The following is a 24,258-nucleotide window of genomic DNA, read 5'->3' as shown; positions in this document are numbered from 1 at the left end:
CATGACACTCCCCCTGACACGTCAGCTCCAGCTGATTCTGCAACACACGCTGCCATGGCTGCTGATCGCCGTCATCGCCGTGCTGATCTCGCGCTACAGCAATGTGGATCTCTGGCTGAGCCGGCTCTGGTTCTCGCCGGCCGACGCGGGCTTTCCGCTGCGGGATGCCTGGCTGACCAGAAATCTGCTGCACGATGATCTCAAGCACGTGTCGTCACTTGCGGGCGTGCTGCTGCTGGTCACGTTTCTGGCCAGCCTGATGCGCCGCCAGCCGGTACGCAGGAATGCCGCTCTGTTCATTTTCATCGTGGCCAGCGTGGCGGCCGGCATCAACGGCTGGTTCAAGCACGAGTCGCTGCACAGCTGCCCGTGGTCCTTGTCGCAATTTGGCGGCAACGCGGACTACTTCCGCCTGCTGGCACCGTTGCCTGCGCATCCCGGGCCCGGCGGCTGCGCGCCCAGCGGTCATGCCGGCAACGGCTTCATGTGGATTGCCGCCGTGTACGCGGCTGCACTCTGGCGGCCGGCCTGGATCTGGCGGGTGACGCTGCCGGTCGGCGTGTTCGGGCTGCTCTGCGCCGGCACCCAGATCGTGCGCGGTGCCCACTTTCTCAGCCACGTGCTGCTGGCCCTCGCGATCTGCGGTGGCGTGGCCGGCGGCGCCTATGCCCTGGTGCTGGCCCTGCGCCAGCGGAGTTCATCATGAATCGCATGATTACCATTCTGCGCCAGCCCGCCTGGAGCATCGCGCTGGTGGCCGCATGGCTCACCGTGTTTGCCAACCGCACCTTCTTCACGGAAGCCCTGCAGGCCCATGACGGCAGCGGAAGCGTTCAGCCGCTGTTCCTGCTGTCCACCGGCCTGCTGCTCTGGGCCGTGCTCAACCTGGTGTTGCAATGGCTGAGCTGGGGTCCCCTGACCCGGCCCCTGCTGTCGCTGCTGCTGATCGTGAGTGCGCTCACCGCGCATTTCGTGGATCACTTCGGCGTACGCATCGATGCCGACATGATGCGCAACGTGCTCGAGACCGATGTCCGGGAAACCCTGGATCTGCTGTCACTGTCCCTGCTCGGCAGCCTGCTGCTGATCGCCGGGCCACCCCTGCTCTGGCTGTGGTGGCGCCCCCTGGGCACCATGGCGTGGTGGCGACGGCAACGGCAGCGCGTGCTTGCCAGCTTGGCCAGCGTGCTGGTGATCCTCGCCGTGGCGGCAAGCAGCTACGCCGACTACGCCTCGCTGTTCCGCAATCACCGCGAGCTGCGCCACGTCATGGTGCCGCAGAACGCCCTGGGCGGACTGCGCAAGGCACTCAGCCACCAGGCCATCGGCCCGGTGATTGTCCAGCCCTACGGCGAAGACGCGCACCGGGTGTTCACGACCGGGGCCCGTCGCCCTCGCCTGCTGGTCATGGTGCTGGGCGAGACGGCCCGCGCCGAGAGCTTCTCGCTGAACGGCAATCCGCGTCCGGTGACGCCTGAGCTGGCGAAACGGGCCATCATCAACTTCCCGCAGATCAGCTCCTGCGGCACGGCAACCGCCGTGTCAGTGCCCTGCCTGTTCTCGGGCATGACCCGCGACGACTACGATCCTGACCTGGCAGCCCGTCGCGAGGGCCTGCTCGACATTCTTCAACGCGCCGGTCTCGCCGTCAGCTGGGTGGAAAACAGCTCCGGCTGCAAGGGCGTCTGCGACCGCGTCGAACGCGTCGACATCCCGGCTGCCATCCGCACGCGCTGGTGCACGGACGACGGCTGCCTGGACGAGCTGCTGGTCGACATGCTGGCAGATCAGCTGCGCCGCAAGCCAGCCCGTGACCGCGTCATCGTGCTGCACCAGCAGGGCAGCCACGGGCCCGCCTATGGCCATCGCTATCCGCCGGCGTTCCGGCGCTTCACGCCGACCTGTGACACCAGCGAGCTGTCGCAGTGCAGCCCGGAAGCGGTGCGCAACAGCTACGAGAACACCATCGCCTACACGGACCATGTCCTGGCACGGCTCACCGACCTGCTGGCCGGCCCGGCGGGTGCCGGCTATGACAGCAGCTTTCTCTATGTCTCGGATCATGGCGAGTCGACCGGCGAGCATGGTCTCTACCTGCATGGCGCACCCTATGTTCTTGCTCCGTCACAGCAGACGCATGTGCCCATGGTGATGTGGCTGTCGCCGGGCTTCCGGGCGGCCGCGCCTGTTGCCAGCTGGTGCCTGTCAGCGGTCAAGGACCAGACCTGGTCGCACGACAACGTGTTCCACACGGTGCTGGGCCTCGCGGGCGTGAAGACGCGCGCCTACATGCCGTCACTGGACATCGGCGCGCAGTGCCGGCAGCCATCGGTCGGCTGACCCGCTGACGGGACCGGACTCGCCGCGTAGACTGGCCATTCGGTAAGACACCGGGAAATGACGATGCCGGGCACTGCGTCACCCATGGCAGAGACCGCCAGCGAAGGCCTGCGCCTGCGAGTGCTGTCACTGAACATCCAGGTCGGCCTGCTGACGCAGAACTACCGGCATTACGTGACGCGGGCCTGGCGCCATGTGCTGCCCAGCCGGCATGCGCGCGAGAACCTGAAACGGGTGGCGGCGCTGGCCGCCGACTATGATCTGGTGGCGCTGCAGGAGGCCGATGCCGGCAGCCTGCGCACCCGCCAGGTCAACCAGGTCGCCCATCTCGCCGAACTGGCCGGCTTTCCCTACTGGCATGCCGCCGTGACGCGCGATCTGGCGCCATTCGCCCAGCACTGCCTGGGCTGCCTGTCACGCCAGCCGCTGCAAAGCACGCATTTCCACCCCCTGCCCGGTCGTCTGCCGGGGCGCGGCGTGCTCGAAATCGCCCTGCAGCCGGCCGGCCACGAGCCCCTGCGCCTGCTCATCGCCCATCTGGCCCTGTCACGCGGGGTGCGCGCCCAGCAGCTCGACTTTCTCGCGGGGCTGGTGCGCCCCGGCGTCGATACCGTGCTGATGGGCGACCTGAACTGCGAACACGGCGAGCTCGATGCGCGACCGTCTCTGACACGCGCCGGCCTGCAAGCGCTGCACGAAGCTCACACCTTTCCCAGCTGGGCACCCACCAAGTCGCTGGATCACATGCTGGCGACACCGGGGGTGACCGTGCTCAGCACCCGCGTGCTAGACGAGCGCCTGTCAGATCACCTGCCGGTGGCCACAGAACTCTGCCTGCGCCTCAGCGCAGCGCAGGCTGCGGCGGCGTCAGTGCCACCGGCGAGGTCTTGAAGCGCGCCAGCGCGGCGCGGATCGCCGGCAGCTGCGCCTGTGCCGCGCGCTCACCGGCAAGGATGCTGCGGTGCCTGGCCTCGAGATCGGCAATGCCCTGATCAGCGACATCCGGCCGGATCACCACCTCGGCTTCGGCCAGCTCGCGCGTCAACGCCTGCAGGCTCATGATGTTGAGGGTCTGGTCCAGGGTGCCGAGCAGGCCGCTGCGACCGGCGCTGGGACGCGCCGAGATGTCGACGGCGATGATGATGTCGGCACCCATCTCGCGTGCGGTGTTCACCGGCACCGGACTGACCAGGCCGCCATCGACATAACGCACGCCATTGATCAGCGCCGGCACGAAGACATTGGGAATGCTGCAGGAAGCGCGCACGGCCTGACCGGCATTGCCCTTGTTGAAGGCGACCTTGCGGCCGCTGTCCATGGCCGTGGCCACCGCCGCGAAGCGGCGCGGAAAGGCCTGGATGGGCTGGTTGTCGACCTGGCGGTTGACGAAGTCCTGCAGTTTCTGGCCGGCCAGGAAACCCTGGCTGCTCAGGGTCAGATCACGAATGTCGGACTCCTCCAGCTTCAAGGCGATGTCCTGCAGCTGGAATGGCGTCTTGCCGCTGGCGTAGAGCGCGCCGACAAAGCTGCCGGCGCTGGTGCCGGTGACGATGCGTGCCTTGATGCCATGCGACTCCAGCACCTTGAGCACGCCGATATGGGCAAAGCCCTTGGCACCACCGCCACCGAGCGCGACCGCGATGACCGGCTCGCGTGGCGCCGGCGGTGGCGTCACCGGCGCCTGCCGGCAGCTGCTCAGCAGCACGGCGGACAACACCAGCAGGGGCAATGAAACACGTGACAGCAAGGCAGTCATGACGGCAGGACTCTCGGCAACGATGCGGGCATTATCGCGGTCTCACGCCGCAACGCCACTCCCGGTGCACATTCACCACGCCCCCTGTCTGCCCGGACGCGTCGCCGCGTGCTACCGTTCGCCGCATGTCTGACCCTGCCTCCACCGATCACGCCACCCTGCCCGCCCGTACTGACGAGCTGCCGGATCCGCTGCTGTTCCTGGACGACGACGGTCACCTCTGCAGCCGACGCTTCAACGACAGCTATGCCAGCCGTGATGGCGCCCGCGCGCAGGCACGTGCCGTCTACCTGACTGGCTGCGACCTGCCGTCGGCCTGGGCCGGCCGCGCGCATTTCACGGTGCTGGAGCTGGGTTTCGGACTGGGCATCAACTGCTGCGAGACGGTGGCGGCCTGGCTGGATGACCCGGCTGCCACCGGCGTGCTCGACTACGTCGGCATCGAGGGGTTTCCGGTGCGCCGGCAGGACTGGCCGCTGATTCGCGAGGCCCTGCCCGGCGCTGATCGCGTCGGCGTCCTGCAGGCGCAGCTTGCCATGCACTGGCCTGACGCGCGACGCGGCTCGCGGACGCTCTGGCTGGTGCCGGAGCGGGTACGCCTGACACTGATCTTCGACACCGTGCAGGCCGCGCTGGATGGCTGGACCGGTGCCGCGGATGCTGTCTACCTGGATGGCTTCAATCCGGCCGTCAATCCCGACATGTTCGACACCGGCACCCTGGCACGACTGTGCCGCCGACTGCGGCCGGGCGCACGCCTGGCCAGCTACAGCGCCGCCGGCTGGTTGCGCCGGCAGCTGCGGGAGCTGGGCATCGAGGCACGGCGGCGCCCCGGCTTCGCCAGCAAGTGGCATCGCCTGGAGGCGCGCTGGCCAGGCTCAGGCCATGACGGTGGTGCCGATCAGGAAGCCGGTGTAGCCGACAAAGCTGGCCAGTAGCAAACCACCCTTCACGCGCGTGATGCGGCCCTGGCCACGCCGGCTGTAGCCGATCACGAACAGCGCCACGGTCAGCAGTGCCATCACCAGAATGTCGCGCTGCAGCACCTCCGGCCCCACCTGCATCGGACTGATCACTCCGGCAATGCCGACCACCGCCAGCGTGTTGAACAGGTTGGAGCCGATGATGTTGCCCAGCGCGATGTCATCCTCGCCCTTGCGCGCGGCGATGATCGACGACGCCAGCTCCGGCAGCGAGGTCCCGATCGCCACGATGGTCAGACCGATGATCAGGTCGCTGACCCCAAACGCCGATGCCAGCTCGACGGCGCCCCAGACCAGCAGGCGTGAACTGGCGATCAGCATGACCAGCCCCACCACCAGCCAGAACACCGCGCGCCGGATCGGCATGGCATGCGCCACCAGCTCGTCCGCCATTTCCTCGCCAAAGGCGTCGGCGCCGGCATGGCGGCTGCTCCACACGGTCCAGACCATGAGCGCGGCGAACACCACCAGCAGCACCACCGCCTCGACGAAGGTGATGCTGCCGTCACGCAGCTGCCAGGCCGCCAGCACGGTAACACCGGTCAGGATGGGCAGCTCCTTGCGCAGCACCTGGGAATGCACGGCGATCGGCGCGATCAGCGCGGTCAGACCGAGAATCAACGCGATGTTGGTGATGTTCGAACCATAGGCATTGCCCAGCGCAATGCCGGGATTGCCCTGCGACGACGCCAGCGCCGACACCACCATTTCCGGGGCCGAGGTGCCGAAGCCGACAATCACCATGCCGATCAGCAACGGCGACATGCCCATGTAGCGCGCCGTCGCCGCCGCCCCCTCGACAAAGCGGTCGGCACTCCAGACCAGCACGACCAGCCCCAGGGCAATCGCCAGAAACGCCAGTGTCATCCTTGCTCTCCTTGGTGTCGCCAGCGCGCTCATGGCGCAGGCGATCGTGTTGTTCGGACAGGGCAACGCTAATCGACCCCGGCAGGCAGGTCAAAGCCTGCGCATCGGGCTCAGAAGCCCAGCCCTTCGCCCGCCCCCAGCAAGGTGGCCACACCGAGACCGGCAAAGATCGCCGCCGCAATGCCGTGCACCAGACGCATGGGAATGCGCGACGCCAGCCGGTCACCGACGAACACCGCCGGCACGTCGGCGATCAGCATGCCCAGCGTGGTGCCGATCACCACCAGCAGCGGCAGCGCGTAATGCACGGTCATGGCCACGGTGGCGATCTGGGTCTTGTCACCCATCTCGGCGAGGAAGAAGGTGATCAGCGTGGCACCGAAAACGCCAAGCTTGCTGGCGATTGTCGTCTCATCGTCTTCGATCTTGTCGGGAATCAGCGTCCATATCGCCATGCCGACGAAGGACAGGCCGAGCAGCCAGCGCAGCCAGTCCGGATTGACCGTGGCGGCAATCCAGGCACCCAGCGCGCCGGCCAGACCATGATTGAGCACGGTCGCGACGAGGATGCCGAGAATGATGGGAACGGGTTTCTTGAAGCGCGCCGCCAGCAGAAAGGCCAGCAGCTGGGTCTTGTCACCGATTTCAGCAAGGGCGACGACACCGGTTGAAACGAGCAGAGCTTCCATGTGGAGATTTCCCGGGCCGGATGCAGACGAATGACCACGCGCCTCCCCGGCCCGCGGTCGGAGACACGATGGTCAAAGGTCTTGCCAGGCCGCACGGGCTGTCTGCGCCATGGCCTGAGGGCCAAGTGTGTTGACGCAAACCTCTTCAGGGCGAAGAGAGGCTACTCCCCAATGACACGTCGGTGACGAGGCTGCCGGGCCAGGCCGGCGGCGACATCGGACGATGGAAGGATTATACCGGGCAGGAATGCGTTGATCACTACATTTCGCCGTAGGCGGCAGATGACGCGCAGCGCTCCAGCGGCGGATTTGCTGCTACTTTCTGATGCCAAGTCCTTTTCCCGAGAGGAGTGCTTCATGCGTTACCCGGAATATGCCGACGACTTGCAGCGCATCCACGCGTCCGAAGTGTATGGCGTCGCCCTGTTCGACACCGCGGCGCGCCTGACGCGCGACGCCGAACGCACGCGCAAATGGCTGGCCCTGAAAGCGCTGGAGCAGCAGACACTGGAGCGCTACCTGGCGTTCATGCGTGAAACGCGGCAACCCGTCAGGGAACCCAGGTTCTGGCGCCAGAAAGGTCAGGTCGAGGGCGCGGCGCTGGGGGTATTGCCCTGGCGCGTGGCGATGACGCTCTTGCGTGATGGCACACAGCCATTCCAGAAAACGTTCCTGCGTCTGAAGCGCCACGCCAGCCCGGAGCATTCCGCGTTTTTCGAGCATGTCTACGCGCACGAAAAAGCCATCGAGGCGTTGGCGATGACGTCGAATTCGGAGATGTAATCATGAATGGCCTCCAAGTCCTGCTCCGCACCCTGGGTGAGCACGACCTCAAACCTGGCAGATGTATCTGCCATCAGAGTGAGGCTCGCTTGGCTCGCAAGCGGGCAACGACGTCAGCGACAGGCGTGACCTTGCCAGCGACCGCATCCTGATTGCCCAGCGCGAGAATCTTCAGCAAGGCCAGCGTCTCTTGTGTCTCCTCGAACGAAGCGACGTCCTGCAGGACGGCCTTGGCTTCGCCGTTTTGGGTGATGACCATTGGTTCACGCTGCTCCGCGAGGCGCGTCAGAACCTCTGCTGCATTGGCTTTGAGATAGCTGATCGGCTTCACATGTGATGAGTAGCGCATGATGCGAGGATTTCAGACAAGAAAAAAGTCTGGAGCGTACCCGGGCACGTGTATTTGGTGGCCGAAAGGGGATCTAATTACCGCCGATAGACCTCATAAATCCTTAATTAATTAAATTTACCAGCATGATGTACCAACAAAAGTACCAACAATTTCGCTTGCCACTCGTCAGAACTCGACGTTTCCCCGCATTTGAGTAGCACGAAGCTTTGGAGTCCAATCCTACCCTGAGGAGATTGGACATGAAGAAGCGTTTCACCGAAGAGCAGATCATTGGCTTCCTGCGAGAAGCCGAGGCCGGACTGCCGATCAAGGACCTGTGTCGCCAGCACGGCTTCTCCGAGGCCAGCTACTACCTCTGGCGCAGCAAGTTCGGTGGCATGAGCGTCTCCGACGCCAAGCGACTGAAGGAGCTGGAGGCCGAGAACGCCCGCCTGAAAAAGTTGCTTGCCGAGTCGATTCTGGAAAACGAGGTCACCCGCGAGGCGCTCCGAAAAAAGTGGTGAGCGCACCGGATCGTCGTGTTCTGGTGCGCGGCATGATCAGTGCCGGTCTGAGCGAACGCCATGCCCTGCGGGTGATCGGCATGAGCGCCAGCGCCTTCCGCTACCAGCCTGCGCCAGATCAGAACGAGGCCTTGCGAGCACGGATCATCGCGCTGGCGCAGCGTCATCGGCGCTACGCCTCCTCGATGATCCACCTGAAGCTGCGACAGGCCGGTCTGCGCGTGAATCACAAGCGCGTCGAACGGCTTTATGCCGAAGAGAAGCTGCAGGTACGTCGTCGCAAGCGGAAGAAGGTGCTGGTATCGGACCGTCAGCCCTTGATACGGCCGCTATCGGCCAATCAGGTCTGGTCGATGGACTTCGTGTTTGATCGCACGGCCGAAGGCTGAGCGATCAAGAGCCTGACCGTGGTCGATGACGCCACCCACGAAGCCCTCGCCATCGTGCCGGAGCGTGCGATCGGCGGGCATATGCTGACCCGAATCCTGGATCGAATTGGTCAGCAGCGGGGCCTGCCAAAAGCGATCCGAACCGACAATGGCAAGGAGTTCTGCGGCAGGGCGATGTTGACCTGGGCGCATGAGCGCGGGGTGAAGCTGTTCCTGATCGAGCCGGGCAAGCCGAACCAGAATGCGTACATCGAGTCGTTCAACGGGCGCTTCCGGGACGAATGCCTGAACGAACACTGGTTCACCAGCCTGGGCCACGCCAAGGTGGTGATCGAGGCTTGGCGGCGGGAATACAACGAGGAGCGACCGAAGAAATCACTGGGCGGGCTGACGCCCGCAGCCTATGCCAGGCAACTGGCCGGAAAAGCCGTTACAGTTACCCCCGGACTCTAAAGCCCGGTGCTACTGAAACCGGGGGAACGTCGGCTTTCTGTAAAGACTGACAATGATTTGGTAACGGCGATGCGATGTACTACGCCGGGCTAAGCGATTGAGTACGTATCGCCAGTTAGTTGACCACTACCTGCCAACTCAAGTGACCACCGCTAATCATAGACGCTGACCAGCTCCGCCACAGAAGCTGACCAATCTGTATGTGATACGAATCACATGGTCAGAGCACTCTGCCACGGCGTCACCAAGGATTAACAAACAGCTTATGGCGTGACACATCCTCTGTTGCCTGCTAGCCTTTTAGCCAGTTAAGAAGCCATATAACCAATGCCCACTGTCAGACCACAAGCCAAGCGTCGTTGGTCACTATCATTGATGGTGGTCATGTTCCTGCATTGGTCGTTTGGCGCATGTGCCGCTCTGGCAGACACCATCTGCCTGGAGCCGACAGGGCATGTGGCGTTTGAGAAGGCTGGCGAGCCTTGCGCCACCAAGGCACTGGAGCAGGCCACAGGCAAGTCCTGCATTGATCTCCCCGCCCAGGATGGGCATGACGATCACTCCCCCCTTCCTTCGAAGCTGCAACTCGCTGACCTGCAAGTCGCCTGCATTGTTCCTGCGCTGACTTGGCTGCTGCCCGCACCATCCACCTATCGTCCTGCCAAACCAGATGCCACCGGGCCACCGATCCCCTCGTTTTCTGTCGTCATTCGCGAAACCGCCTATCTGCTCATTTGATGCTTCTTGCTGATCGCTGGAGGCAGGCCTTGGCCTGCATTCTTCCGTCTGCATGGGAGTCATCATGTCTCGTATTTTTGTTGTATTTGTATCCCTCCTAGCCGCGCTATGCGCTGGCCCGCTCCATGCCGACAGCCTGAGTCTGTCGGACGCCACTCGCCGGGTGCTGGAGAAGAACCCGCAAATCACGCTCAGCAAAGCCTTGCAGGAGGCCGCCGAAGGGCGTGTCACCCAGGCAGGCGTGCTGCCCAACCCCGAAGTGAACTACCTGCTGGAAGACTTTGCCGGTGACACCAGCCGTTCGGCAGGCAGCGCCACGACGACCTACAGCCTGAGCCAGCGTTTTTCGTTGCCCGGCAAACGCAGCGCCAGGCAATCTGTTGCTGGAGAGGAGCGTACGCTGACCGCGCTGGAAGCAGAGATCGAAAGGCTGCGCCTGATTCGCATCACGCGAGAGAGCTATGTCGATGCGCAGGCGGCTACAGAAAAACAGTCTGCCACTGCGCAAAATCTGGTGTTGGCGCAGCAGCTTCGAGATGCCGTGGCTGTCAGGGTCACGGCTGGCAAGGTGTCTCCCATTGAGCTGTCGCGCGCGAATGTCGCCCTGGCAGGCGCGCGCCGCGCGGCACGACAGGCGGCCCAGGAGAGTCAGCTCGCTCGCCGACAACTGGCCAGCCTGTGGGGTGAGAGCCAGCTTGAAGCGTCTTTGCTGGATACCTTGACGCTGCCGGATGCGTTGTCGGCTCAACCGGACACGCTGGGTACCAGCCCATACATGAAGCAGCTACAGGTACGCATCCAGCGTGAACAGGCAGCGGTCAACCTGGCCGAAGCGCAGCGTCTGCCGGATTTCACGCTGTCAGCTGGCATGAAGCGCGAGGCGGTGACTCGCGAGCAGAGCGTGCTGCTTGGTGTTTCCATCCCCATCCCCTTGTTTGATCGCAATCAGGGCACTGTGCGCAGCGCGCGAGCCGAGCTGACAGCGGCCGAGGCAGGTCTGGTGGCGGCGCGTCAGCAACTGCAGCGCCAGCGTGACCAGCTGCTGGTGCAGCGTGAGGCCGGCTATCAGGAAGCACTGCAACTGCGAGACGAGGTGCTGCGCATAGCCAGCGAGGCGCTGGAGGCGACCCGCGAAGGCTATCGCGCCGGCAAGTTCTCGCTGATTGACCTGATCGATGCCCAGCGCAGCCTTATCGAGTCTCAGGGCGTGTATCTCGCCGCTCGTATCTCTTATCACAAAAACGATGCCGCGCTTGATGAGCTGCTGGGTCGTACAACTGTTTCCGGGGACACACCATGAAGATCGCTCTCAAGAAGACCCTGCCGTTGCTGATCGCTGCATCTGCGGGCGCGGGTGCGACCTGGGGCCTGATGGAGTACGGCCCAGCCAGCCATGGCTATGAAAGCCATGCGGAGTCTCCTGCACCAGTAGCTGATGACCATGCTGAGGAAGGTCATGCCGGCGCCATCAAACTCACTGCCGAACAACTTGCCGCCAATGGCCTGCGTATCGAGACAGCAGCACTTGGCAACTTTGCCAGCGGCTTGTCGCTGCCGGGTCAGCTGGTGTTGAACACGGATCGCGAAGCACGCGTGCTGTCTCCGATCACCGGCATGGTGCGCTCCACCTCGGTGCAGATTGGAGCACAGGTCAAGGCTGGCACAGTCCTCGCTGTGATCGAAAGCACTCAGCTCTCCGATGTGGCCGCTCGCTACCTGGCCGCGAGAGAGCGTCAGGCCCTGGCGCAGTCATTGTTTGTCCGGGAAGAAAGCCTCTGGCAGAAGAAGATCAGCGCCGAGCAGGATTATCTGGCTGCCCGTCGTGAGCTCAACGATGCCCGTATCGAAACCCAAAGTGCTCTGCAGAGCCTGCTGGCACTGGGCATGAGTGAGCAGGATGCCAGGGCGCTGAAGCCGGGCGGCCGGTTGGCCAGCTACGCCTTGCGCGCGCCTATCTCAGGCACGGTTCTGTCCAAGGATCTGACCATCGGGGAGACCGTGACATCCGACAAGCCGCTGTTCCGGCTGGCTGATCTCTCGACCCTCTGGATCGACCTGGCCGTGTCAGTCAGCGACCTGGGCAAGGTTCGCGCGGGTCAGACCGTCATGGTGATGGACAAGGCGGGCATGAGCACCGAAGGCCGTGTGATCTTCGTGCAGCCCGAGCTTGATGAGGCCAGCCGTAGCGGCTCGGTGCGCGTGCAAATCGACAACCGTCAGGGGCTGTGGCGCTCAGGGCAGTTCGTGCAAGCACAGATCCAGATGGGTGAGGTGTCGCAGGCACTCAGCGTTCCGCTATCCGCCATCCAGATGCTGAAGAACCAACCGACCATCTTTGTTGCTGACACGGATGGTCTGGAGCCGCGCACAGTAGTGCTCGGTCGGCGCAGTGGTGAGCGTCAGGAGGTGATCAGCGGGTTGCAGGCAGGCGAGCGCTTTGCCGTCGGCAATGTCTTCGTGCTCAAGGCTGATCTCAAGAAGGGGGAGGCCGAACATGAAGATTGATTGTTTGCGCCTTTCCCAGGAGAGAAGCCATGTTTGATCGCGCTATTGGCTTTTCCCTGTCGCATCGCTACCTCGTGCTGGTGATGGTGCTGCTGCTGGCCGCCTTCGGGGTTTTCTCATTGCAGAAACTGCCCATCGATGCCGTGCCGGACATCACCAACAATCAGGTGCAGATCAATACCGAGCTGCCGGGCTTGTCGCCGGAGGATATCGAGAAGCAGGTTACTTTTCCGATTGAAAGCGCACTGGCCGGGATCTCCGGGCTGGAGTCCACGCGCTCACTGTCACGCAATGGCTTTTCGCAGGTCACGGCCGTATTTCATGACGATGTGGACATCTACTTTGCCCGCAACCAGGTCACGGAGCGCCTGAGCGAAGCCAAGGACATGCTCCCGCAGGACGCATCACCGCGCATGGGGGCCATCTCGACGGGTCTAGGGGAGATCTACATGTGGGCGGTGAAATTCGCCCACCCTGGTGGTCAAGGAGCGAAGGTCAATGATGGGCAGCCGGGCTGGCAGAGCGATGGCAGCTACCTGACACCGGAGGGCGAGTATTTGCGCACGCCAGTGGCGCAGGCGGCCTATCTGCGCACGGTGCAGGACTGGATCATCCGGCCCCAGCTCAAGGGTCTGCCGGGTGTGGCCGGCATCGACAGCATCGGTGGTTTCGAGAAGCAGTATCACATCCAGCCTGATCCGCTGCGACTGAGGGCTTACAATCTGTCCGTCACCGATCTGGTCGAGACGCTGGAAAAGGCCAATCAAAGTCGTGGCAGTGGCTTTGTCGAGCAGCGTGGCGAGGCCTATCTGGTGCGTGTCGATGGTCGCCTCAAGCGCATGGAAGATATCGCCGCCACGGTGGTGGCAACACGCGGCAATACACCGATCTATGTACGCGACCTGGCGCGCGTCGAGATTGGCGAGGAACTGCGCACGGGCTCGGCCAGCGAGAACGGGCATGAGGTAGTCGTCGGCACCGCCCTGATGCGCATCGGTGAGAACTCGCGCACGGTGGCTGTGACGGTCGATGACAAGATGGCTGAGATCCGGCGCAGTCTGCCGCCGGATGTTGAAGCACAGACCGTGCTGAATCGCAGCAAGCTGGTCAATGCCACGGTCGCCACGGTGATCAAGAACCTCAGCGAGGGTGCGCTGCTGGTGATCGTGGTGCTCTTCCTGATGCTCGGCAACATCCGTGCAGCGGTGATCACGGCGGCGGTCATCCCGCTCACCGTGCTGCTGATGAGCACCGGCATGGTCAAGGCCGGCATCAGCGGCAATCTGATGAGTCTGGGCGCGCTGGATTTCGGCCTCATCGTCGACGGCGCGGTCATCATCGTCGAGAACTGTTTGAGTCGTCTGGCGGCCCGTCAGCATCACCTGGGACGGCACCTGAGTCTGGAGGAGCGTCTGTCCGAGGTGCTGCATGCCACGCGCGAGATGGTGCAGCCTTCCGTCTTCGGACAGGCCATCATCATCACGGTCTATCTGCCCATCCTTGCCCTGGAGGGCGTCGAAGGCAAGATGTTCCACCCCATGGCGGCCACAGTGATCATGGCGCTGGTCGCGGCATTCATCCTGTCGCTGACGCTGATCCCGGCCCTGGTCGGCATCTTCTTCAAGGGCTCCATCGAGGAAAAAGAAAATCGTTTCCTGACCAAGGCTCACGCGCTATATGTGCCCGCCTTGAGTTGGGCTATGCGTGAGCACAAGAAGGCGATGGGTGTGGCGCTAGGTGCCTTTGCGGTGGCCGTTGTGATCTTCACCCAGTTGGGACAGGAGTTCGTCCCAACCTTGGATGAGAAGGATGTCGCCATGCACGCGTTGAAGATACCCAGCACGGGCATCAAACAGTCCACGCACATGCAGCTGCAGGTCGAGCGTACGGTCGCAAAATTCAAGGAGGTGGCCTATGTCTTCTCCAAGACCGGTACCGCCGAGATGGCGGCGGACCCGATGCCGCCGAGTGCGTCGGACACCTTCATCATTCTCAAGCCACGCGAGGAGTGGCCCGATTCGAGTCAGACCAAGGCCGAGGTGATCGAGCGCATCGAGCAAGCGGTCAGTCAGCTGCCCGGCAACAACTACGAATTCACCCAGCCCATCCAGATGCGCTTTAACGAGCTGCTGTCGGGCGTGCGTGCAGATGTTGCAGTCAAAGTCTTTGGTGATGACTTCAATACCATGCTGCCAACGGCCAATCAGATTGCGCAGACCTTGCGTGGTGTGGATGGGGCCAGCGAGATCAAGGTCGAACAGGTTGAAGGGCAGACCCTGCTCGATATCAGTTTTGATCGTGATGCCCTGGCACGTTTCGGGCTGCGTATGGCCGACGTGCAGGACACCGTGGCGGCTGCCATTGGTGGGCGCCAGGCGGGTGAAATCTTCGAGGGTGACCGCCGTTTCGATGTGATGGTGCGTTTGCCGGAGGAAGTCCGCGCCGACCTTGACCTCCTGCGCAATCTGCCCATCCCTGTGCGTGATGCTCAATCGGATCAGGGCTTCATCACCCTGGGCAGTGTCGCGATGCTGACGCTGCGCGATGGCCTCAATCAGGTCAGCCGCGAGAATGGCAAGCGTCGGATCGTGGTGCAGGCCAATGTCCGTGATCGAGACCTGGCCTCGTTTGTTCAGGAAGCCGAGCAGCGCATCAATACGCAGGTCAAGTTGCCGGCTGGTAGCTGGCTGGTCTGGGGTGGGCAGTTCGAGAATCTGCAGGCGGCCAAGTCCCGCCTCATGATTGTCGTGCCGGCCTGTTTTGCCTTGATCCTGATGCTGCTGTTCATGGCACTGGGCACGGTGCGTCAGGCTCTGCTGGTATTCAGCGCGGTGCCACTGGCCTTGACTGGTGGCATTCTGGCGCTCTGGGTCTGCGGCATTCCGTTCTCGATCACGGCCGCCATCGGCTTCATCGCGCTGTCTGGCGTGGCAGTGCTCAATGGTCTGGTCATGGTCAGTCGCATCAATCAACTGCGCGAGAATGGCAGAGACCTGGTCGAGGCTGTGCAGGAGGGTTCGATCTCGCGACTGCGTCCGGTGCTGATGACAGCCCTGGTGGCATCACTGGGCTTTGTGCCCATGGCGCTGGCCACCGGCACGGGGGCCGAGGTGCAGAAGCCGCTGGCCATCGTGGTCATCGGCGGTCTGATCACCAGTACATTGTTGACGCTGGTGGTGCTGCCTGCGCTGTACCGGATGATTGAGCAATGGCGAGTGGAGAGAAGCAATGTCTGATAATTGCGGTGATTCCTGTGCGAGCAAGGTGCCCGTCGTTGACCCCCAGTATCGCCGTATATTGGTGATTGCGCTGCTGGTCAATCTGGCGATGTTTATCGTCGAGCTAATAGCCGGCTCGGCGGCCGGATCCAGCGCCTTGCTTGCCGATGCCCTGGATTTTCTCGGCGATGCCGCCAACTATGGCATCAGTCTGTATGTGCTGGGTCATGCCCTAGTCTGGCGTGCCCGCGCGTCGTTGCTGAAAGGGGCAACGATGGGTGTATTCGGCCTCTGGGTACTGTATGCGACGGTGGAGCGCCTGCTAGCAGGGCAAGTGCCGGAGGCCAGCACCATGGGTGTGGTGGGCTTTCTCGCGCTGTTGTCGAATGTGGGTGTGGCCTGGATGCTGTTTCACTACCGCACGGGTGACAGCAACATGCAGTCGGTCTGGATTTGCAGCCGCAACGATGCCATCGGCAACATTGCGGTGATGTGTGCGGCCGGTGGTGTCTGGCTGACAGCCAGTGCGTGGCCGGATGTGGTGGTGGCGCTGGGCATGGCGATGCTGGCCATCTCTGGATCGGTCCAAATCGTGCGCGCGGCATTGCACGAACTTCGTGAGGAGAAAGGTATCGCATGAGCAGTCTGATTCTCCTGAAAACGCTGGGGCTGTTCGTGGTGACAGCCCTGGCCGAGGTCATTGGCTGCTTTCTACCGTATCTCTGGCTGAAAAAGCAGGGCTCGCCCTGGCTGCTGCTACCGGCCGCAGCCAGTCTGATGCTGTTCGCCTGGCTACTGACTTTGCACCCGGAGGCCAGCGGTCGTGTGTATGCAGCCTATGGTGGTGTGTATGTCGTTGTGGCGCTGCTTTGGCTGCGCTGGGTGGATGGCGTAACGCTGCATGCCAGCGACTGGGTGGGTGCGGGCATTGCACTGGTGGGCATGGCCGTCATTGTTATGGGTTGGAGATCTGCAACATGAGTGTCGAGCATGAAATCTCGGAAACTTTGCGTCAGTTGAATGAGCAGCTGACGGTCAGTGACCTTCGTGCCAAGCGGGATGCTGCACATGCCTGTTGCTTGAGGCTGGAAGCGCTGTTGAGCACCGTCGATAGGGAGCAGCGGCCATTGGTCGAGCAGGCTTGTCTGCGTGCCCGCTGTACCTTCGATGCGTTGCATCAGGACTTGCAAGAGACGCTGGAGTGGGCATGTTCTGGTAGTGAAACCTGAGCGGAGTCTCAGGGGCGCGTTTTGAAATGGCTTCGACTCCCATGCGACTACTTCGAAAGTGCGCAGTCGCCTCGTGGTGCAGGCGCAGCTCGCTATCCATGCGGCAGACTTAAGCCGGCTTGCTGGCCCATCAGGCCATCGGCAGCTTGATGGTGAGTTGCGTCACCCCTGGTCGAGAGCTGACTTCAATCTTTCCTTGATGGGCAATCACGATGGATCGCGTGATGGCCAGTCCGAGCCCGACACCTTCCTCGGTACGCTGGCGCGCGCCATCCGCTCGATAGAAGCGCTCAAAGAGATGCGGCAGATGCTGTTCGGAAATGGTATCGCCCGTATTCTGGACGGTGAGGCAGGCGTCGTGTCCATGCGTGGAGATAGCCACACTGATGACTGTATCCGGGTAGGCGTGGCGCACAGCATTGGACACCAGGTTGCTGATCACGCGGCGCAACATCAGGGCATCACCCATGACCACCGCCTGCCCTCTGGCGTGCAGGACGAGTGACTTGTCGGCGGCCAGGGCCTCGTAGAACTCCAGCACGGCCGTGACCTCGTCGGCCAGCTGCACAGCTTCCCGATGCGGGATGATCAGGCCGTTGTCCGCCTTGGCCAGGAACAGCATGTCACCGATCATGCGCGCCAAGCGCTCGAACTCCTCCAGATTGGAGTACAGCACCTCGCGATAGTCCTCATCCGAACGCGGCTTGGATAGCAGCACCTGTGTCTGTGTCATGAGGTTGTTGACCGGGGTCCGCAGCTCGTGCGCCAAATCAGACGAAAACGCTGACAATCGCTCCAGTGAGTCGCTAAGGCGATCCAGCATGGCGTTGAAGGCGCTGGCCAGTGTCTCCAGCTCGACCGGCACAGTCGCTGTGGACAGCCGATCCTGCAGATGCTTGGCGGAGATACCTTCGGCGACCACGGCCATGCGCTGCAGCGGCATCAGGCCGCGCCGGACGGCCAACCAACCCAGCGCAGCCATGAGCACCAGCCCACCGACACCAATCAGGAGCAGCTCGCGCTCGAAAGCGCGGAGAAAGACTTCATGATGCAAGGTGTTGATGGCGATGCCTACACGCCAGCGGTGCTCCGGCCCCGCCACATCGACCACGGCCAGTCGGTAGTCATGCTCACCATCCGACCAGACTTTCAACGTCGCACCAGGTGTCACAGTCTGTAGCGCCGGCGGCGGCAGCCCATCGTGACCCGATGCGAATACCTCCTGGCCACGGGCATCCTGCACCCGCACCACCAAGTCATGGTGACCGACCAGTGCACTGGCGAGTTGCCGGCGTATGCGCGTCTCATTATTCTCGGTTGTCGGGCTGAGCAGGATGTTGCTGATCAACTCCAGCTTGCCGGACACGGCCGCCCGGTCTTGCTCGGCAAAATGCCGATTGACCGATACCTGAATCACCAGCCCCATTACCACAAAGACAAGGGCTGCGAGCAGGGTAAAGAGAACGCTGGTGCGCGCGGTGATGGAGTCAGGTAGCAGACGCATCATCTGACGTGGCCTCCATGACATAGCCCATGCCACGCAGGGTATTGATCAGCTTGGTGTCAAAGCCGGTATCGACCTTGGTGCGCAGGCGCTTGATGGCGACTTCGACGACATTGGTGTCGCTGTCGAAGTTCATGTCCCAGACCTGGGAGGCGATCAGAGAGCGTGGCAGCACTTCGCCCTGGCGGCGCATCAGCAGCTCCAGCAGCGCGAACTCCTTGGCGGTGAGGTCGATGCGGCGACCAGCCCGGATGGCGCGGCGGCGCAGCAGGTCCAGCTCCAGATCGGCGACTTTGAGCGTGTCGGTGTCGCGCGAGCGACCCCGGCGCAGCAGGGTGCGCACGCGGGCCAGCAACTCGGCAAACGCAAAAGGTTTGACGAGATAGTCGTCAGCACCCAGCTCAAGGCCCTTGACGCGATCCTCCACTTGGTCGCGTGCGGTGAGAAAAAGCACCGGCATCGACAGTCCCGCCTTGCGGATACCTGCCAGCACCTGCCAACCCGTGATTTCAGGCAGCATGACATCAAGGATGACCAGATCGTAGTCACCCGTCAGCGCCTGATGATGCCCGCTCAGGCCGTCGGTCACCCAATCGGTGCTGTAGCCCGCTTCGGTGAGCCCTTTTTTGAGGTACTCACCGGTCTTGGCTTCATCTTCAACCAGCAGGATTTTCACATCCGCCCCCTCTCTGCAGCTTGCTCTGATGGAACACTAGCGGGTTTGCGCAAGATTAAGTCAGGCTGACAAAAATGTAATCTTGAGGTCAGGTTCCTGTCCTGATGCCCGTCGCATGATGACCCCATCAAATGTTCGTGATGGGGTTCTGCATGCCGTCGTTCATGTCTTCTCAGACCAGGCCATCCGGCGCTTCAGTGCGGGGTCGCCACGGCATGCGTCTGCTGCCGGTAGGGATTGTGCTGGTGCTGGCAGGCTGCGCTTCCCTGCCTGCTGACCGCGGACTGGCGAACGTCAACGAGCTGGTCAAGGCACGAGATCCTGGCCTGGCAGCCAGGCCCACCAGTATGCGAGCGAAAGACGAGGATCTGACCCAGCAGGTGGATACCTTGTTGGCGCAGCCGTTGACGGTGGAGCGGGCAGTGGGTGTGGCCTTGCTGCGCAACCCCAGGGTACGTCTGGAGTATGCCCGGCTGGGTCTGAATCAGGCGGACTGGGTGGAGGTCAGCCGGTTATCCAACCCGGTCCTGTCGTTTGCGGCCATGAACTCCAACGTCAGCGGTGACGCGACCCAGCTGGGCTACGGCCTGGCACAGAACTTCACCGACCTCCTGTTTATCCGCAGTCGCAGTCGTCTGGCCAAAGCCGAGCTGACTCGTCTACAGGCTGAGACTGCCTTGTCTTTGCAGGGGCTGGCTGCGGACGTGAACGAGGCCTATTTCGAAGCGGTTGGCAGCGCCCAGATCGCTCAGATGCGTATGGTCATTGCCAAGGCCGCTCGCGCCTCTGCGGATCTCGCCAAACGGTTCCATGATGCGGGCAACATCAATGCGCTGGAGCTGGCGCGCGAACAGGCAGCGGCGGAGCAGGCCGAGCTCGATCAGGAGGCCGCGCAGGCTGAAGCGGAGTCGGCACGGGTGTCGCTCAATACCTTGATGGGTTTGCCCAGCAACAAGCCGTGGCATCTGGATGCGCGCCTGCCTATGCCGGTCGCGGATGAGTCATCGGCGCAGGAACTGATCGATCTTGGCTTGAGGCAGCGTCTCGATCTGGTCGCTGAGCGGATGCGGGTCGAGCGCTCGAACGATGTCCTGGGGCTGGCCAGAACCTTGCGCTGGGTACCCTTCCTGGAGGTTGGCATAGCGGGCGAGCGTGACTTTGATCGCTCACGCTCCCTCGGGCCGACGGTGGCCTTCGAGCTACCGCTGTTCGGCAAGTCGGGCAGTGGTGTTCTGCGCGCAGAGGCCTTGCAGGAGCAGTCCAAGGCCAATGTCGCCCTGCTGGAGGGTGAGGTCGCCAACGGCATTTCCAAGGCCTATGCGCGCATGGTTTCCGCCCGGACACGTGTCCTGCGCCACCAGCGCGGGCTCATCCCGCAGCGCGAGGCCATCGTGGCTCGCACACAGGAATTGCAGAACTACATGATCGTGGGGCAGTTCGAGCTGCTGCTCGCCAAGAAGGAAGAATACAGCGCCTATGAGGGCTACCTGGCGACCTTGCGCGATTACTGGACGTCGCGCGTGGATCTGGCCCGAGCTGTGGGCGGTGCGTTGCCCAGCGACACCCGTATCGGCGAACTCAGCATAAGCCCAGTCGTGCTGTCGGAGGCGGCTCCCACCAACACGGGACATGCGGGTCACAGCATGCCGGCGATGGGGGGCATGACAATGGAAGGCATGGATCACAGCCAGCACGGCACTTCTGTGCCGCTGAATCAGCCTGCCATGACGGGTCATGACATGAGCAGCATGGGCGAGATGAGTGGTATGGACCACAGCGGAATGACTGGCATGGAGCCTGCCGACTCAACCGCAGCTCCTGTACCTGAAACAGCACCCACTACATCGCCTCACCAAGGCCATTGAAAACCACTTCACGACCACTGAACCCCTGAGGAGCTACATCATGAAAATCGCAAACCACACCGCCCTGATTGCCGGGTTGCTGCTGGCTACCCAGAGCGCCTTTGCTCATGACCCCGCCCTGCATGCTGCTGAAGCGGCGGCTGCCAAGGCCGGTCCGGATTGTGCTGCTATGACCAAGATGGACATGTCCAAGATGGATATGAATGACCCGGTGATGAAAGCCATGCACATGAAGTGCATGCCCACCAAGAAGCCGGCTGACAACAAGGCCGCCCCCATGGATCACAGCAAAATGCAGGGCATGGACCATAGCAAGATGCCTGGCATGAGCAATGACATGGCGATGCCGGAGCACGGAGGCCACTAATGATCTCTCGACGCGATTTGCTGCAATGGGTTGGTGTAGGCGGCGTCGGCCTGATGGCTGGGGCTGCTCGTAACGCCTCAGCCCAGCCCATGAGCCATGACATGTCTAGTATGGCTGGTATGGAAGGAATGGCCGGCACGAGCATGCCCCGTGCTTCGGCCTCCCCAAGCCTTGCAGCAACCAAGGCCAAGCGGCACCCACAAGGTTACTTGCCGGTGCGCACGCTCAATGGCTGGACACTGCCGTACAAAATGAACGGCGGGGTCAAAGAGTTTCACCTCGTTGCCGAAGAGATTGAGCACGAGTTCGCACCGGGCTCGCGCGCCAAGTGCTGGGGCTATAACGGCACTACGCCAGGGCCGACGCTGGAGGCCGTCGAGGGTGATCGCGTTCGTATCTTCGTCACCAATCGACTCGGCGAGCCGACCAGTGTGCATTGGCATGGCATAGACCTGCCGGCCGGCTATGACGGAGTGGCAGGCCTCAATCAGCCGGCCATCGGACCGAACGAGACCTTTGTCTACGAGTTCACGCTGAAGCAGCACGGCACCCACATGTACCACCCGCATGCGGACGAGATGACCCAGATGGCCTTCGGCATGATGGGTCTGTTCATCATCCATCCCAAGGCGGGTGAAGAGGTACCGGTGGACCGGGATTACGCCTTCCTGTTGCACAACTGGGCGTTGCATCCCGGCACCTATCGACCAGACCCCTCCGTGATGCAGGACTTCGACCTCTGGTCTTTCAACAGCAAGGTCTTCCCGGCGATTGATCCCTTGGTCATGCGGACCGGCGAGCGCATGCGTATTCGCATTGGCAACCTGTCAATGTGGAATCACCCCATCCATTTGCACAGCAACCCCTTCTGGGTCACCGGCAGTGATGCGGGGCGCTGGCCGAAAGCCCAGTGGCGCAGGGAAGTGACCGAGATCGTCGGCGTGGGCCAGATGCGCGATATCGAATTTGTGGCCACCGAGCCGGGTGACTGGGCACTGCACTGCCACATGGCTCACCACACCATGGGTCCGATGGGGCATGGCATACCTAACCCGGCCGGGGTCGATCAGTCCGGCGTCGAGGCCGAGATTCGCAAGATGTTGCCGGGCTATGGCGCGATGGGGCGCAATGGCATGTCGGAGCATGGCGGCCATGTCGCCATGGGCCTCAAGGGGCCGGAGAACACGCTGCCGATGATGGCGGGCGAAGGTCAGTTCGGCCCCATCGAAATGGGTGGCATGTTCACCGTGGTCAAGGTGCGCGATGACCAGCGGACCAATGACTTCACTGACCCTGGCTGGTATCGCTACCCCAAGGACAAGATTGCCCGGCGTGTCAGCAAGAGCCCCGATTTCGGTGAGCCTGTGCGACGTAATCCCTATGGCTCACCCGCCCAGAAACCTACTAGCGCACCGGAAAGCATGCCCGATATGCCGGGTATGGATCACTCAGGCCATGGCGGCTAAACCCGGAGTCGACTCATGAAAACGCTGAAGATCTTGCTGGGACTGGGCGCGCTGGGTGCGCTTGCAGGGCTGGGCTTTCTCTACTCCGGTATCTACTCCATGGGGGCCGATGACGAACACACCAAGCCGGTCTACTGGGCGCTGGAGACCTTGCGTGAGCGTTCGATTGCTGTGCGTAGCAAAGACATTGCCGTACCGCCTCTCGATGATCCTCAGATGCTGCTCAGTGGCGGCGCGGATTACAATGACATGTGCGCGGGCTGCCATCTCAAGCCCGGCGTGAAAAGCTCTGACATGGCCATGGGTTTGTACCCACAACCGCCTAATCTGGCCAAGGGTGCCGCTGAACATGGCCATGATGGTGACGATCATGGCGATGCAGCCGCCAGTGCTGCCCGCCAGTTCTGGATCATCAAGCACGGCATCAAGGCCTCCGGCATGCCGGCCTGGGGCAAAACCCATGATGATGCCAGGATCTGGGCCATGGTCGCCTTCCTGCAGAAGTTGCCGGCGCTTGACCCGACGCAATATCAAATACTGACGGCCCGCGCGGAACCCATGACCGGTCACGCAGGGCACACCGAGCAAGGCATGACACCATGAGTCGATCACGCAACACATTCTGGGCCATCGGTCTGCTGGTCTTGATCATTGGCGGTTTGGGCGCTCTCAGTCTGTTTTCTGACAAGGCTCCCCAGCCAATCGCCCAGGCGGTGGCTGACACCATCGTGGTTCATAAAAGCCCGACCTGCGGATGCTGTGGCAAGTGGGTGGACCACCTCAAGGCCGAGGGCTTTGCTGTCGAGGTCCATGACGAAGAGGACATGAATGCCGTCAAGTCGCGCCTAGGCATCCCAGCGCGCCTGGTGTCCTGCCATACCGCCACGGTCGGTGGCTACCTGATCGAGGGACACGTCGCGGCAGCGGACATCAAGCGACTTTTACAGGAAAAGCCCAAGGCTCAGGGCCTGGCCGTGCCAGGCATGCCGGTGGGATCACCTGGCATGGAGGTGGGAGATCAACGCATGCCCTACGAGACCCTGCTCTTCAATGGCGAGGAAGCTACGATCTATGCTCGGCATGGTGAGTGAGCACTGAGCCCTTGGCGTTTGGCTGAACCTGGCAGATACTTTTGACATGAAACGCATCCACCGACAGCGCCTATCGCTCTTCATGAGCCTGGTTCTGGCGATCTTCACGATCTGCCAGGCGCAGGTCATGGCCGCTGTCGGACCAACCCCGGCTGAGACCAGCATGTCGGCCATGCCGGACTGTCATGAGGCCGGGGACAAGACAAGCACTACGGAAACAGACTGCACGACCGTCTGCCAGCACCTGAGCGGCCACCCGGACTTTGCCAAGCAAGCCACCTCGGTCGATGCCTCACCTCTGTTGTTGGCCTTTCTTCAGCCGTTCGAGCTGTCGGATGCTGAGTACATTTCCTCATCCAGTTACCGTCCACCTGATCCCTCAGTCATAGACCCCCCTCCGTCTATCCGCTTCCAGCGCTTCCTGAATTAAGCCCTCGTTCCGGCTGGCATTCCGCCTGGCCGTATCTGTCCGTGTGTCGTGATG

24 protein-coding genes, 1 pseudogene and 1 riboswitch are annotated in these 24,258 nt (G+C 62.5%); of the genes and pseudogenes, 19 read left to right on the top strand and 6 right to left on the bottom strand.

Features of this window, described 5'->3' with window-relative positions:
• The first annotated feature begins 1 nt into the window (after position 1).
• The 3 genes from F595_RS12465 (at position 2) to F595_RS12460 (ending at position 3,231) form a co-directional block, all read left to right on the top strand.
• Positions 2-706 (top strand): phosphatase PAP2 family protein, encoded by a 705-nt coding sequence (locus F595_RS12465; protein ID WP_022955385.1) that lies wholly within the window; start codon positions 2-4, stop codon positions 704-706.
• Positions 703-2,340: a phosphoethanolamine transferase gene (locus F595_RS0102970; protein ID WP_022955384.1), complete on the top strand. Its 1,638-nt coding sequence runs from the start codon at positions 703-705 to the stop codon at positions 2,338-2,340. The genes F595_RS12465 and F595_RS0102970 overlap by 4 nt, the downstream gene beginning before the upstream one ends.
• Positions 2,341-2,424: 84 nt before the next feature.
• The gene (locus tag F595_RS12460; RefSeq protein WP_040568055.1) at positions 2,425-3,231 is read left to right on the top strand and encodes an endonuclease/exonuclease/phosphatase family protein; all 807 of its coding nucleotides are present in this window, start codon (positions 2,425-2,427) and stop codon (positions 3,229-3,231) included.
• Here the strand turns inward: F595_RS12460 and F595_RS0102960 are convergent.
• A complete protein-coding gene (locus F595_RS0102960) occupies positions 3,182-4,096 on the bottom strand; it encodes a patatin-like phospholipase family protein (RefSeq protein WP_022955382.1) in 915 nt (304 codons plus the stop codon). The two genes, F595_RS12460 and F595_RS0102960, sit on opposite strands and share 50 nt — an antisense overlap.
• Positions 4,097-4,221: 125 nt before the next feature.
• Here F595_RS0102960 and mnmD point away from each other — a divergent pair, with 125 nt between their 5' ends.
• Positions 4,222-5,034 (top strand): tRNA (5-methylaminomethyl-2-thiouridine)(34)-methyltransferase MnmD, encoded by an 813-nt coding sequence (gene mnmD, locus F595_RS12455; protein WP_022955381.1) that lies wholly within the window; start codon positions 4,222-4,224, stop codon positions 5,032-5,034.
• Here mnmD and F595_RS0102950 read toward each other — a convergent pair.
• Both F595_RS0102950 and F595_RS0102945 read right to left on the bottom strand, forming a co-directional pair.
• Entirely contained in the window at positions 4,975-5,946 is a 972-nt protein-coding gene (locus tag F595_RS0102950; RefSeq protein WP_022955380.1) for a calcium/sodium antiporter, read from the bottom strand. The genes mnmD and F595_RS0102950 overlap by 60 nt on opposite strands.
• Positions 5,947-6,056: 110 nt before the next feature.
• Positions 6,057-6,635: a TMEM165/GDT1 family protein gene (locus tag F595_RS0102945; protein ID WP_022955379.1), complete on the bottom strand. Its 579-nt coding sequence runs from the start codon at positions 6,633-6,635 to the stop codon at positions 6,057-6,059.
• Positions 6,636-6,646: 11 nt separating this feature from the next.
• Positions 6,647-6,817: riboswitch (yybP-ykoY riboswitch) on the bottom strand.
• Positions 6,818-6,992: 175 nt separating this feature from the next.
• Here F595_RS0102945 and F595_RS14605 point away from each other — a divergent pair.
• Complete coding sequence (locus tag F595_RS14605) at positions 6,993-7,418, top strand: hypothetical protein (RefSeq protein ID WP_156873776.1); 426 nt, start codon at positions 6,993-6,995, stop codon at positions 7,416-7,418.
• Between the two features lie 73 nt (positions 7,419-7,491).
• Here F595_RS14605 and F595_RS0102935 read toward each other — a convergent pair whose 3' ends face one another.
• Positions 7,492-7,767, bottom strand: a complete 276-nt coding sequence (locus F595_RS0102935) for a type II toxin-antitoxin system Phd/YefM family antitoxin (protein WP_022955377.1) — start codon at positions 7,765-7,767, stop codon at positions 7,492-7,494.
• Between the two features lie 242 nt (positions 7,768-8,009).
• Between F595_RS0102935 and F595_RS14600 the strand changes: the two are divergent.
• The 8 genes and pseudogenes from F595_RS14600 to F595_RS0102890 all read left to right on the top strand — a co-directional run bounded on the left by F595_RS14600 (position 8,010) and on the right by F595_RS0102890 (position 16,805).
• Positions 8,010-9,115 (top strand): annotated as a pseudogene (locus F595_RS14600) (IS3 family transposase).
• 384 nt (positions 9,116-9,499) lie between these two features.
• Entirely contained in the window at positions 9,500-9,853 is a 354-nt protein-coding gene (locus tag F595_RS0102920; protein ID WP_022955375.1) for a hypothetical protein, read from the top strand.
• Between the two features lie 64 nt (positions 9,854-9,917).
• Positions 9,918-11,153: a TolC family protein gene (locus F595_RS0102915; RefSeq protein ID WP_169446923.1), complete on the top strand. Its 1,236-nt coding sequence runs from the start codon at positions 9,918-9,920 to the stop codon at positions 11,151-11,153.
• A complete protein-coding gene (locus tag F595_RS12440; RefSeq protein ID WP_022955373.1) occupies positions 11,150-12,358 on the top strand; it encodes an efflux RND transporter periplasmic adaptor subunit in 1,209 nt (402 codons plus the stop codon). Before F595_RS0102915 ends, F595_RS12440 begins: the two co-directional genes overlap by 4 nt.
• A gap of 29 nt (positions 12,359-12,387) precedes the next feature.
• A complete protein-coding gene (locus tag F595_RS0102905) occupies positions 12,388-15,594 on the top strand; it encodes an efflux RND transporter permease subunit (RefSeq protein ID WP_022955372.1) in 3,207 nt (1,068 codons plus the stop codon).
• A complete protein-coding gene (locus F595_RS0102900) occupies positions 15,587-16,216 on the top strand; it encodes a cation transporter (RefSeq protein WP_022955371.1) in 630 nt (209 codons plus the stop codon). The genes F595_RS0102905 and F595_RS0102900 overlap by 8 nt, the downstream gene beginning before the upstream one ends.
• Positions 16,213-16,557: a YnfA family protein gene (locus F595_RS0102895; protein WP_022955370.1), complete on the top strand. Its 345-nt coding sequence runs from the start codon at positions 16,213-16,215 to the stop codon at positions 16,555-16,557. The genes F595_RS0102900 and F595_RS0102895 overlap by 4 nt, the downstream gene beginning before the upstream one ends.
• Positions 16,554-16,805: a hypothetical protein gene (locus tag F595_RS0102890; protein WP_022955369.1), complete on the top strand. Its 252-nt coding sequence runs from the start codon at positions 16,554-16,556 to the stop codon at positions 16,803-16,805. Before F595_RS0102895 ends, F595_RS0102890 begins: the two co-directional genes overlap by 4 nt.
• Positions 16,806-16,935: 130 nt before the next feature.
• Here the strand turns inward: F595_RS0102890 and F595_RS0102885 are convergent, their stop codons facing one another.
• Complete coding sequence (locus tag F595_RS0102885) at positions 16,936-18,312, bottom strand: heavy metal sensor histidine kinase (RefSeq protein ID WP_022955368.1); 1,377 nt, start codon at positions 18,310-18,312, stop codon at positions 16,936-16,938.
• Positions 18,293-18,985 (bottom strand): heavy metal response regulator transcription factor, encoded by a 693-nt coding sequence (locus F595_RS0102880; RefSeq protein WP_022955367.1) that lies wholly within the window; start codon positions 18,983-18,985, stop codon positions 18,293-18,295. The genes F595_RS0102885 and F595_RS0102880 overlap by 20 nt, the downstream gene beginning before the upstream one ends.
• Before the next feature lie 215 nt (positions 18,986-19,200).
• Between F595_RS0102880 and F595_RS0102875 the strand changes: the two genes are divergently transcribed.
• The 6 genes from F595_RS0102875 to F595_RS0102850 are packed head-to-tail and all read left to right on the top strand — an operon-like array spanning position 19,201 to position 24,204.
• On the top strand, positions 19,201-20,850 hold the full coding sequence (locus tag F595_RS0102875; protein ID WP_022955366.1) for a TolC family protein: 1,650 nt from the start codon (positions 19,201-19,203) through the stop codon (positions 20,848-20,850).
• A gap of 40 nt (positions 20,851-20,890) precedes the next feature.
• The gene (locus F595_RS0102870; protein WP_022955365.1) at positions 20,891-21,217 is read left to right on the top strand and encodes a hypothetical protein; all 327 of its coding nucleotides are present in this window, start codon (positions 20,891-20,893) and stop codon (positions 21,215-21,217) included.
• A complete protein-coding gene (locus F595_RS0102865) occupies positions 21,217-22,683 on the top strand; it encodes a multicopper oxidase family protein (RefSeq protein WP_211213128.1) in 1,467 nt (488 codons plus the stop codon). The genes F595_RS0102870 and F595_RS0102865 overlap by 1 nt, the downstream gene beginning before the upstream one ends.
• A gap of 15 nt (positions 22,684-22,698) precedes the next feature.
• Complete coding sequence (locus F595_RS0102860) at positions 22,699-23,286, top strand: c-type cytochrome (protein WP_022955363.1); 588 nt, start codon at positions 22,699-22,701, stop codon at positions 23,284-23,286.
• The gene (locus F595_RS0102855) at positions 23,283-23,774 is read left to right on the top strand and encodes a DUF411 domain-containing protein (protein WP_022955362.1); all 492 of its coding nucleotides are present in this window, start codon (positions 23,283-23,285) and stop codon (positions 23,772-23,774) included. The genes F595_RS0102860 and F595_RS0102855 overlap by 4 nt, the downstream gene beginning before the upstream one ends.
• Positions 23,775-23,820: 46 nt before the next feature.
• Positions 23,821-24,204, top strand: a complete 384-nt coding sequence (locus tag F595_RS0102850; RefSeq protein ID WP_156873775.1) for a hypothetical protein — start codon at positions 23,821-23,823, stop codon at positions 24,202-24,204.
• Positions 24,205-24,258: the final 54 nt, after the last annotated feature.

It is taken from the genome of Perlucidibaca piscinae DSM 21586 (assembly GCF_000420045.1).
In the GTDB taxonomy this organism is placed as follows: Bacteria; Pseudomonadota; Gammaproteobacteria; order Pseudomonadales; family Moraxellaceae; genus Perlucidibaca; species Perlucidibaca piscinae.
This window is presented reverse-complemented; position numbering and strand designations above follow the sequence as displayed.